This is a genomic window from uncultured Thiohalocapsa sp., from assembly GCF_913062725.1.
In the GTDB taxonomy this organism is placed as follows: Bacteria; Pseudomonadota; Gammaproteobacteria; order Chromatiales; family Chromatiaceae; genus Thiohalocapsa.
The window spans coordinates 1-11,446 of record NZ_CAJXWY010000086.1 but is presented as its reverse complement, the minus strand read 5'-3'; the positions used below and the strand labels follow the sequence as shown (position 1 = coordinate 11,446).

Here is an 11,446-nt window from a genome sequence, read left to right as displayed (position 1 = left end):
CGCCGTGAATACATCCCTGTAGGCTTCACGACCGCATCCCTGCGGTCGAGACCCCCGCCCGCCGCCACCCAGCCCGCTGAGGCTTGGGCCGAACGTTGCCGTCCGTCGGGGGTGCCTCATCCCTTGGTGCGCTCGAATTCGGCCATGTACGCGATCAGCGCGTCCACGCCCGCCTCGGGCATGGCGTTGTAGATGCTCGCGCGCATGCCGCCGACGGAGCGATGGCCCTTCAGCGTCAGCAGGCCGGCGTCTTTGGCGCCGGCCAGAAAGTCGGCGTCTAGCTCGGCATTGGCGAGGGTGAAGGGCACGTTCATCCAGGAGCGACTTCCGGGCTCCACCGGATTGGCGTAGAAGTCCGAGCCGTCGATGGCGGCATAGAGCTTGCCCGCCTTGCGCTGGTTGATCTCGGCCATGCCGGCGAGGCCGCCCAGGTCTTTCAGCCACTCAAACACCAGTCCCGCCAGGTACCAGGCGTAGGTGGGCGGGGTGTTGTACATGGACTCGGCGTCGGCTTGGATCTTGTAGTCGAGCATCGCCGGGGTGCCGTCGATGGGCTGGCCCATGAGGTCGTCGCGGACGATGACCAGCGTCAGGCCGGCGGGGCCGATGTTCTTCTGCGCGCCGGCGTAGATGACGCCGAACTTCGACACATCGATGGGGCGCGAGAGGATGGTGGAGGACATGTCCGCCACCAACGGCTTGTCGGTCTCGGGCACGTAGGGGAACTCGACGCCCTGGATGGTCTCGTTGGGGGTGTAGTGCAGGTAGGCGGCGTCGGCGGACAGGCGCAGCTCGGCCTGCGCCGGGGCGCGGGCGAAGGTGCCGTCCTGCTCGGTGCTGGCGGCGATGTTAATGCTGGCGAAGCGCTTGGCCTCGGCGATGGCCTTTTTCGACCAGCTGCCGGTGTTGAGGTAATCGGCCTTGCGCTGGGCCTTATCGGCGCCGCGCAGCAGGTTCATGGGGGCCATGGCGAATTGCAGCGACGCCCCGCCTTGCAGGAACAGCACTTTGTAGTTGTCCGGCACCGCGAGCAGCTCACGCAGGTCCGCCTCGGCCTGCCGGGCGATGGACAGGAACTCCTTGCCGCGGTGGCTCATCTCGGCCACGCACATGCCGCTGCCGTGCCAGTCGAGCATCTCCGCCTGCGCGCGCTCGAGCACCGCCTCCGGTAGCATCGCCGGGCCGGCGCTGAAGTTATAGGGTCTGGACATGGTTTGACTCCTTACGTGTCGGTGTGTGTTCGGTCATGGTGCGACGTCCGGGCGCGTCGTGCCGGGGCCGCACAAGAGTGGCGTGGCGTCCGCAGTGGCGTGGCGTCCGGGCGCGGCGCGCCGGGGCTGCACGATAATGGCGTGGCGTCCGGGCGCGGCGTGCCGGGGCTGCACGCGCCGGGCCGGCCAACATCGCCGGCACCCGCCGGCATGGGGGCGACTCGCGCAACCATGTGCGGGGGCGGGCGCCGGGGTCAAGAAATTGGCCAAACATTGCGCGCCACGGGGCTGGGATGCAACCCGTCGACAGGCACCGCAGCACCCGCACCCGCCGCATATCCGCCTCGGCCCACCTGGTGCCGGCGGCGGTCCTGTGTGATACCTTCATCACATGACCACCGGCCAGCCGCCGGTTCGTACACGTCATTCAATTTCTCGGAGTCACCATGGACGACAATCGCAAAAAGGCCCTCGCCGCGGCGCTGAGTCAAATCGAAAAGCAGTTCGGCAAAGGCTCGGTCATGCGCATGGGCGACGCCGGCGCCATTCCCAACATCGAGGCCGTCTCCACCGGCTCCCTGGGCCTCGACGTCGCCCTTGGTATCGGCGGCCTGCCGCGCGGGCGCGTGGTCGAAATCTACGGCCCCGAATCCTCGGGCAAGACCACACTCACCCTGCACGCCGTCGCCCAAGCCCAAAAAGTCGGCGGCACCGCCGCCTTCGTCGACGCCGAGCACGCCCTCGACCCGGTCTACGCCGAAAAGCTCGGCGTCAACATGGACGAGCTGCTCGTCTCCCAGCCCGACACCGGCGAGCAAGCCCTCGAAATCACCGACATGCTGGTGCGCTCCGGCGCGGTGGACCTGGTGGTGGTCGACTCCGTCGCCGCCCTCACCCCCAAGGCCGAAATCGAAGGCGAGATGGGCGACAGCCACGTCGGCCTGCAGGCCCGGCTCATGTCCCAGGCCCTGCGCAAGCTCACCGCCAACATCAAGCGCTCCAACGCCATCGTCATCTTCATCAACCAGATCCGCATGAAGATCGGCGTCATGTTCGGCTGCTTCGACTATCATGCGAAGGTCGTGCTGGCCGACGGCTCCACCGAGAAGATTGGCAAAATCGTCAACCAACGCCTGCCGGTGGAGGTTCAGTCCATGGACCCTGAAACCGGCGCGATCGTGCCGCGCCCAGTGGTGAACTGGTTTCGCAACGGCGAGACGGAGCGTTGGCTCGACCTGGAAGTCGAAGCCGGCGGCAGCAGTGGCCGGCGTCAGCTCACCTGCACCGAGAATCACCGCATCTTCACCCCCAGCGGCGAGCGTCCGGCCGGTGAGCTTCAGGTGGGAGACGAAGTCATGGTCGCGGCCAAGCATTATCTGCTCTCGCACGACCAAAACCAGCTCATCCTCGGCGGACTACTGGGGGACGGCTCCCTGCGCTATGCCTCCGAGCACAACGTCGCCTTCCGCGTCGGGCACGCGGAGCGCCAGCGGGAATACTGTGCCTGGAAGCAGGAAATGCTGGCACCCTTCGCGCACGAGATCACGCCCACCGGCAACGGCATCGGCTTCGATACGATCCCGATGGGGCAGCTCGCCGGCCTGCATCGGCAGGCCTACGGCGCGCAGAGCAGGCAAGTCGGTGACGGTATGCTGCAAGCGATGGATGCGCGCGCCGTGGCGGTCTGGTACGGCGACGACGGCACCTTCTCCGCCAGCCACGAGCAGTGGGGGCATGGCGAGGCCGAGATCGGCTGTGTCAGCCTTTCCATGGCAGACAAAGAGCGGCTCGCGGACCGCCTGGCCGAGCTGGGCATGGGCCGCCCCACGGTCAGTGCCAATCGACTGAGCTTCAGCGGCGAGCGCGCGCGTGCCTTTCAAGCAAAGATCGCGCCCTATCTGCATCCATCGCTGGACGACAAGCTCCACCCGGACTTCCGTGGTCGTTTCCAGTGGCAGCCGGACAACTCCGATGCCCACCTGAACGGCCGCCGCCTTGCGCTGCGCACCCAGCTGCGGGCTGTGCCGATGCGCGTCACCCGCAAGGAGCTGCGGCCAGCGGCTCCGGGGCATCGCACGCGCTTCGATTTGGAAGTCGAAGGCAACCACAGTTACCTGGTGGATCATGTTGCGGTCCACAACTCGCCCGAGACCACAACCGGCGGCAACGCCCTCAAGTTCTATTCATCCGTGCGGCTCGACATCCGCCGCACCGGCGCCATCAAGAAGGGCGACGAAGTCATCGGCAACGAGACCAAGGTCAAGGTGGTCAAGAACAAGGTCGCGCCGCCCTTCAAGCAGGTGATGTTCGACATCCTCTACGGCGAGGGCATCTCGCGCCACGGTGAGATCATCGACCTCGGCGTCCAGCAGGGCATCATCGAGAAATCCGGCGCCTGGTACAGCTACGATGGCAATCGCATCGGCCAGGGCAAGGACAACGTGCGCGGCTTTTTGAAAGACCATCCGGACATGGCCGACGCCATCGAAGCCAAAATCCGCGAAGCACTCCTACCCCCCAAGCGCACCGCCACCGCCCCCGAAAGCGAAACCGCCGGCCCCACAACAGGCGAGCCCTAAACCCAGCCAGCCCCCACCCAACCGCCCAGCCCCAGCCCCAGACCCAGCCTCAGCCCCATGTCCATGGACAGGCCCAAACGCACCCCCCAGCGCCACACCCAACCACCGCAGACCCACCACCCCGACCCCCAGCCATCGCCGCCAGCCCCAGGCCAGCCCCAGCCCAACCAACCCGAGCCCGAAACCCCCACCACCGCCCCGCCGACCGAAGCCGCCGAAATCCGCAGCCGCGCCCTCAAGCTCCTCACCACCCGCGAACACAGCCGCTACGAGCTCTGGCGCAAACTCTACCGCCGCGGCTACCCCGCCGAAGCCGTCAACACCGTACTCGACCAACTCGCCACCGAAGGCCTCCTCAGCGAAGAACGCATGCTCGCCGCCTACGTCACCGAACGCCTCAACAAAGGCTTCGGCCCCCTACGCATCCGCGCCGAGCTCCAAGCCAAAGGACTCCCCGACACCGCCATCAACCCACACCTCAACCTCCAAGACGAACAGTGCCTCGCCTTGATGACCCGCATCGACGCCGGCAAATTCGGACACAACCCCCCCAACGACCGCCGAACACTAGCAAAACGCGCCCGCTTCCTAGAATATCGCGGCTTCCCAGCACACCTCATCGCCCGCGCCCTCAACACCGACGCCGAGCCCTAACCCACACCCACAATGCACACCCGACGTCCAACAAACCCCCAAGCGATCCGGGCAGCACCTGGCGGGGATCTCGATAGCAGGGATGCTATCGTGAAGCCTACAGGGCCGTATTCACGGCGTCCCCCGCTGGGCGCTACCCAGGCCGCGGCCACTGGCACTTTAGTCAAGCAACCCCCAACAACCCAGCCGCCCCCGAACCCCGACCATCCCGAGTGCTCCCCATGAAACGCAGCGCCGAGCTCCGATCCGCCTTCCTCAACTACTTCGCCGAACGCGGACACACCATCGTCGACAGCAGCCCCCTCGTGCCGGGCAACGACCCCACGCTGCTCTTCACCAACGCCGGCATGGTCCAATTCAAAGACACCTTCCTCGGCCGCGAAAAACGCCCCTACACCCGCGCCGCCACCGCCCAACGCTGCGTGCGCGCCGGCGGCAAGCACAACGACCTCGAAAACGTCGGCTACACCGCCCGGCATCACACCTTCTTCGAAATGCTCGGCAACTTCAGCTTCGGCGACTACTTCAAGCCCGAAGCCATCGGCTACGCCTGGGAATTCCTCACCGGCACGCTGCGCCTGCCCCCCGACAAACTCTGGATCACCGTCTACACCGACGACGACGAAGCCGCCCGCATCTGGCTCGACGACATCGGCGTCGACCCCGCCCGCTTCTCACGCTGCGGCGAAAAAGACAACTTCTGGTCCATGGGCGAAACCGGCCCCTGCGGCCCCTGCTCCGAAATCTTCTACGACCACGGCCCAGCAATCGCAGGCGGCCCCCCCGGCTCACCCGACGCCGACGGCGACCGCTACGTCGAAATCTGGAACCTCGTCTTCATGCAATACGACCGCGACGCCGCCGGCAACCTCAGCCCCCTGCCGCGGCCCTCGGTCGACACCGGCATGGGCCTCGAGCGTCTCGCCGCCGTCATGCAAGGCGTGCACAGCAACTACGACATCGATCTCTTCCAAACCCTCATCCGCGCCGCCGCCGACGCCACCGGCGCCCAAGACCTCAACGCCAAATCCCTGCGCGTCATCGCCGACCACATCCGCTCCGCCGCCTTCCTGGTCGTCGACGGCGTCACCCCCGGCAACGAAGGCCGCGGCTACGTCCAGCGGCGCATCATCCGCCGCGCCATCCGCCACGGCCACCAACTCGGCTGCACCCAAGCCTTCTTCTACAAGCTCGTCGCACCCCTGGTGGCCGAAATGGGCCGGGCCTACCCTGAGCTCGCCGCCAAACAGGGCCATGTGGAGCAAGTGCTGCGCGCCGAAGAAGAGCGCTTCGCCGACACCCTCGACCAGGGCCTGAAAATCTTCGAAGACATCGTCGCCGACCTGCCCGGCCAAGTCCTCCCCGGCGAAGCCGTCTTCCGCCTCTACGACACCTACGGCTTCCCGGCGGACCTCACCGCCGACATCGCCCGCGAGCGCGGCCTCACGCTCGACCTCTCAGGCTTCGAGCGCGAAATGGCCAAGCAAAAAGAGCGCGCCCGCGCCGCCAGCCAATTCGGCGGTGCCAGCGCGCTCACCATCGAGCTCGAAGGCGAGACCGACTTCACCGGCTACGAAGACATCGTCGACCAGGGCACCGTCGTCGCCCTCTACCGCGACGGCGAAGCCTGCGATCGCCTCGCCCCCGGCGAAGCCGGCCTCGTGGTGCTGGACGTCACCCCCTTCTACGCCGAGGCCGGCGGCCAGGTGGGCGACCGCGGCGACCTCAGCACCGAAGGCGGCGCCCGCTTCGGCGTCGAAGACACCCAGAAATACGGCGACGGCATCATCTGCCACATCGGCCGCATGGCCCAGGGCGAGTTGCAGACCGGCGACCGCGTCACCGCCCGCGTCGACGGCCAGCGCCGCCGCGACACCGCCCTGCATCACTCCGCCACCCACCTGCTGCACGCCGCCCTGCGCCAAGTCCTGGGCGACCACGTGCAACAGCGCGGTTCCCTGGTACAGCCCGAGCGCCTGCGCTTCGACTTCACCCACTTCGAGCCCCTCACCCAAGCACAGCTCCAGAGCATCGAGCGCCTGGTCAACCGCGAGGTGCGCGAAAACCATACCGTCGAGACCCGCATCATGGGCCTGGACGACGCCAAGGCCTCCGGCGCCATGGCCCTGTTCGGCGAAAAATACGGTGAGCAGGTGCGCGTGCTGCGCATGGGCGACTTCTCCACCGAGCTCTGCGGCGGCACCCACGTGCGCGCCGTCGGCGACATCGGCCTGTTCAAGATCACCGGCGAAAGCGGCATCAGCGCCGGCGTGCGCCGCATCGAAGCCGTCGCCGGCGAGCGCGCCCTCGACTGGGTCAGCGACGAAGAAGCCCGCCTGGCGCGCATCGCCGCCCTGGTGAAAGGCGCCGCCGCCGACGCCGACGAGCGCGTGGCCCAGCTGGTGGAGCGCTCGCGCCGGCTCGAAAAAGAACTGGAGCAGCTCAAGGCCAAGCTCGCCAGCAGCGCCGGCAGCGACCTGCTCAACAAAGCTGTCGACGTCGACGGCGTCAAAGTGCTCGCCGCCAAGCTCGACGGCGCCGACCCCAAAGCCCTGCGCGACACCATGGACCAGCTCAAGCACAAAGTCGGCTCCGGCGTCGTTTTGCTGGCCGCCGAGAGCAACGGCAAAGTCAACCTCATCGCCGGTGTCACCAAAGACCTCACCGATCGCTTCAAAGCCGGCGACCTGGTGAAAGCCGCCGCCGAAAAGGTGGGTGGCCGCGGCGGCGGCCGCCCCGACATGGCCCAAGCCGGCGGCACCGACCCCAGCGGCATCCCCGCGGCGCTGGCGCTCGTCAACAACTGGGTAAGGGAGACAGCCGCCAGCGCCTAAAGCCCCAGCCGCACCCAAGCCCAAACAACCAGTAACCAGTAACCAACAACCACCGCCCTCCATGCCCCTCATCGTCCAAAAATACGGCGGCACCTCCGTCGGCAGCCCCGAGCGCATCCAGGCCGTCGCCGCCAAAGTCAAGCAGGCCCGCGACGCCGGCCAGCAAGTGGTGGTCGTCGTCTCCGCCATGTCCGGCGAAACCGACCGCCTGCTCACACTGGCCCACGCCCTCCAGGCACAGCCGTCGCCGCGCGAGCTCGACGTGCTGCTCGCCACCGGCGAGCAAGTCACCATCGCCCTGCTGGCCATGGCCCTGGACGCCGCCGGCTGTCCCGCGCGCTCCTACACCGGCGCCCAGGTCCGGGTGCGCACCGACAGCGCCCACAACAAAGCCCGCATCACCAACATCGACGGCGCCCGCGTGCGCGCCGACCTCGACGCCGGCCGCGTGGTCATCGTCGCCGGCTTCCAGGGCATCGACGAGCACGGCAACATCACCACCCTCGGCCGCGGCGGCTCCGACACCTCCGCCGTCGCCATGGCCGCCGCACTCAAGGCCGACGAGTGCCAGATCTACACCGATGTCGACGGCGTCTACACCACCGACCCCCGCATCGAGCCCCGGGCCCGCCGCCTGCCGCGCATCACCTTCGAAGAAATGCTCGAAATGGCCAGCCTCGGCTCCAAGGTGCTACAAATCCGGGCGGTGGAATTCGCCGGCAAATACCATGTGCCCCTGCGCGTGCTCTCCAGCTTCCAGGCGGGGGAGGGCACCCTGATCACCTTCGAGGAAGACGACGTGGAAGAGGCCAAAATCGCAGGCATCGCCTTCGCCAAGGACGAAGCCAAGCTCACCATCCTCGGCGTGCCCGACCAGCCGGGCGTCGCCTACAAAATCCTCGGTCCCATCTCCGAGGCCAACATCGAAGTGGACATGATCGTCCAAAACATCGCCCCCGACGCCCAGACCACCGACTTCACCTTCACCGTCCACCGCAACGACTACGCCAAAGCCCTGGCCATCCTGCAACACACCGCCGAGGCCCTGTCCGCGCGCGAAGTCCACGGCGACGAGCACATCGTCAAAGTCAGCCTGGTGGGCGTGGGCATGCGCTCCCACGCCGGCATCGCTAGCCGCATGTTCGAGGCCCTGGCGCGCGAAGGCATCAACATCCGCATGATCAGCACCTCCGAGATCAAGATCAGCGTCGTCATCGACGAAAAATACCTCGAGCTCGGCGTGCGCGCCCTGCACGACGCCTTCGACCTCGCCCAACCCAACTGACCATCCGCCCCAACCGAGCGCCGCCCAACGGCCCGTACCGCGGCGGCCCGGCAAGCCTGCAGCCCACAGCCCGCGGCCGCCCAACCCGCAAAAACCCACCCGCAGATGCCATGGGCATCAAAAAGCTCGCAGCTGATACAATCTGAACCTCGGGCGGCGCACCGCCGACCCGGACATCGGTTGAGTACAGTCCCTCGATCACGGCCGCCGGCACAGGAACAAAGCACCGGACCAGCGCATCGAAGGACTAACCTGGAAGGATATTAGGGAGACAACTATGCTGATTCTCACCCGTCGTGTCGGGGAAACCTTAATGATCGGGGACGACGTCACAGTCACCGTGCTTGGAGTCAAAGGCAACCAAGTACGCATCGGCGTCAACGCACCCCGCGACGTCGCCGTCCACCGCGAAGAAATCTACGAACGCATCAAACGCGAGCAAGAACAAACCGCAGGGCAGGGCGAAAGCGCCAGCGTCCCCCCCGGTCACAACAGCTGACCCCCGACACCGGCCGGACCGCAACCGGCCGTACCTCAACCCCAAAATCCCCGCACGGGCACCCACAGGATTGGACGCCAACCCAGACAATCCTGCTACAATATCAGCGTAAACCGGAGAGGTGGCCGAGTGGCTGAAGGCGCTCCCCTGCTAAGGGAGTATGGGTTAATCGCCCATCGAGGGTTCGAATCCCTCTCTCTCCGCCAAACACAGACACCGCCGGCAACCATGTGACAGCCCAGGCAGGCCGGGTGACGACTGGCGGGGGTCTCGATAGCAGGGATGCTATCGTGAAGCCTACACGGATGTATGCACGGCGTCCTCCGCCAGGCGTCACCCGGCCGGCAACAACCTCACCACCTTTCAAGCCATGTCCGAGCGCCTCCGCTGGCACGTCGTACGCACCAAACCCCGTCAAGAAACCATCGCCCTCACCAACCTCCAACGCCAAGGCTACGAAACCTTCCTCCCCCAATACCGCACCACCATCGGCAAACGCCGAAAGCCCGCCACCGTCCCCCTCTTCCCCGGCTACATCTTCGTCGGCATCCAACCCGCCCAACAAGCCTACGACCCCATCCGCAGCACCTTCGGCACCCTTGGCCTCGTGCGCTTCGGCGACCGCATCCCCGCACTACCACAACACATCATCGACACCCTGCGCGAACGCGAACGCCGCATCCTCCACCCCCAAGCCACCCACTTCGCCCCCGGCGACACCGTCCTCATCGTCGACGGCCCCTTCGCCGGCCTCAACGGCATCTTCCAAGTCGCCAGCGGCTCAGAACGTGTAAGAATCCTCCTCGACCTTCTCGGCCGCACCGTCACCGCCACAGTCGACAAAGCCAACATCGCCCCCCGCCCCTAAAAACGGGGTCAGACACCATTTTTTCAGGGATCGGTTAACAAGATATCATCTCCACTCGCCGACGCTGTACACCAGAGATGACCATAACTCACAAACCCCATCCGTGCCCTACAACCCATGGGTTAATGGTAAGGGTTTTCCCTAGAAAAAAGTAGACTGCCGCCTTAGCGACCTGTAACGTTATGGCGGGTATAACCACAAGTTAATGCCGGAGGCAGTCACCCCTTTGCACGGCAAAGCTGTCATGAACCCTGGGTCTCCAGACGATGGATAATCAAACGCTGTTGATTGCAGTGCTCGCCTTCGGTGTTGCCGCGCTCCTCTCCCTCCTGCTGCGCGCTCCCGCCCGCATGCTTGGACTCGTCGACCACCCGGATGCGCGCAAAACACACCGCACCCCCACACCGCTCACCGGCGGCGTCGCCATCTTCCTCGCCTTCAGCATCGGTCTCACCCTCGCCGGAACCTCCACACCCGGGCTACTGGTCATCCTCGGCGGCGGCGCCTTCCTCGTGCTCTTAGGCCTGCTGGACGACATCTACCAGCTCCATTACCGCACCCGCCTGGTCGGCCAGGCCGCCGCAGCCGCCTGCCTCGTCATCGGCGCCGACGTGCACGTCGACACACTCGGCAACCTCTTCGGGCTCGGCCCCATCGACCTCGGCCCCTTGGCAATCCTCTTCAGCATCTTTGCCGTCGTCGGTCTCATCAACGCCATCAACATGCTCGACGGCCTCGACGGCCTCGCCGGCAGCGTCGCCTGCGTCTCCCTCGCCGGCGTCCTGTTACTCGCCAATGCCGTCGCTCCCGCCCTGACCATGCCAGCGGCCATCCTGGCAGCCGCCGTCCTTGGCTTCCTCTCCGTCAACATCCGCTTCCCCTGGTGCAAGCGAGCACACGTCTTCATGGGCGACGCCGGCAGCACCTTCCTTGGCTACTGCCTCGCCTGGTTCGTCATCGCACTGCCCCAGCAGGCACCCGCCGAAGTGCCGCCCATCGCCGCCCTCTGGCTCGTCGGCCTGCCGGTGGCAGACACCCTCGCCACCATTTGGCGGCGCAAGCGCCAAGGACTCTCGGCCTTCGAAGCCAGCCACAACCACATCCATCACCTGCTCCAGCGCGCCGGCTTCAGCGTCAATGTCACCCTGCTGATCATCGTGCTTGCCGCGATACTGTTCGTCTCCATCGCACTCGATCGGGTGTTCTGGCAGTCCTTATCCCAGCCTGCGCTCTTTGGGCTGTACGTGCTCGCGCTGGCCGCAACCTACAAGCTACTGCAGCGCGTAGCGCCGCGTCGCCGCCTTTGGCGCAGACGACAGGCCAAAAGACGTGCCGAGCCCGCTTACTCCAAGCGCGGCTGGTAACCTTGTGGCTTGCATCAAGCGCGCCGAGCGCCCGTGCGCCGACAGCAACGAGCCTGCGACTTCCGGGAGCGATCACCATGGCACTCGCACAAGAAGACCTCGAGCTGATCAAGCAACAGCTCGGCACCTATGTCAAAGAACACCTCAGCGAC

At 66.2% G+C, this 11,446-nt stretch carries 7 protein-coding genes, 1 tRNA gene and 3 pseudogenes; 10 read left to right on the top strand and 1 reads right to left on the bottom strand.

The genetic code is table 11. The annotated features are described in order from the left end of the window. Nucleotides 1-116 precede the first annotated feature (116 nt). Nucleotides 117-1,211 carry a 3-phosphoserine/phosphohydroxythreonine transaminase gene (serC, locus tag QZ588_RS16705; protein WP_295544085.1) on the bottom strand — a complete coding sequence of 365 codons (1,095 nt, stop codon included), beginning with the start codon at nucleotides 1,209-1,211 and terminating at the stop codon, nucleotides 117-119. 446 nt (nucleotides 1,212-1,657) lie between these two features. On the opposite strand from serC, the pseudogene recA reads away from it, so the two are divergent. From recA to QZ588_RS16655, 10 genes and pseudogenes are all read left to right on the top strand, one after another. After that, a pseudogene (gene recA, locus QZ588_RS16700) lies at nucleotides 1,658-2,269 on the top strand (recombinase RecA); the annotation flags it as partial. Continuing rightward, a pseudogene (locus tag QZ588_RS18175) lies at nucleotides 2,246-3,001 on the top strand (recombinase RecA); the annotation flags it as partial. The pseudogenes recA and QZ588_RS18175, both read left to right, overlap by 24 nt. Before the next feature lie 351 nt (nucleotides 3,002-3,352). Continuing rightward, a pseudogene (locus tag QZ588_RS16690) lies at nucleotides 3,353-3,790 on the top strand (DNA recombination/repair protein RecA); the annotation flags it as partial. Nucleotides 3,791-3,853: 63 nt separating this feature from the next. After that, the gene (locus tag QZ588_RS16685) at nucleotides 3,854-4,444 is read left to right on the top strand and encodes a regulatory protein RecX (protein WP_295544083.1); all 591 of its coding nucleotides are present in this window, start codon (nucleotides 3,854-3,856) and stop codon (nucleotides 4,442-4,444) included. 221 nt (nucleotides 4,445-4,665) lie between these two features. Next, nucleotides 4,666-7,278, top strand: coding sequence for an alanine--tRNA ligase (gene alaS / locus QZ588_RS16680; protein WP_295544081.1), 2,613 nt, complete (start codon nucleotides 4,666-4,668; stop codon nucleotides 7,276-7,278). A gap of 61 nt (nucleotides 7,279-7,339) precedes the next feature. Beyond that, nucleotides 7,340-8,563, top strand: a complete 1,224-nt coding sequence (locus tag QZ588_RS16675; RefSeq protein ID WP_295544079.1) for an aspartate kinase — start codon at nucleotides 7,340-7,342, stop codon at nucleotides 8,561-8,563. 277 nt (nucleotides 8,564-8,840) lie between these two features. After that, nucleotides 8,841-9,062, top strand: coding sequence for a carbon storage regulator CsrA (csrA, locus tag QZ588_RS16670; RefSeq protein WP_295544077.1), 222 nt, complete (start codon nucleotides 8,841-8,843; stop codon nucleotides 9,060-9,062). Nucleotides 9,063-9,177: 115 nt separating this feature from the next. Further along, nucleotides 9,178-9,268, top strand: a tRNA-Ser gene (locus QZ588_RS16665). 164 nt (nucleotides 9,269-9,432) lie between these two features. After that, entirely contained in the window at nucleotides 9,433-9,930 is a 498-nt protein-coding gene (locus tag QZ588_RS16660; RefSeq protein ID WP_295544075.1) for a transcription termination/antitermination NusG family protein, read from the top strand. Nucleotides 9,931-10,196: 266 nt separating this feature from the next. Then, entirely contained in the window at nucleotides 10,197-11,294 is a 1,098-nt protein-coding gene (locus tag QZ588_RS16655; RefSeq protein ID WP_295544073.1) for an MraY family glycosyltransferase, read from the top strand. Nucleotides 11,295-11,446: the final 152 nt, after the last annotated feature.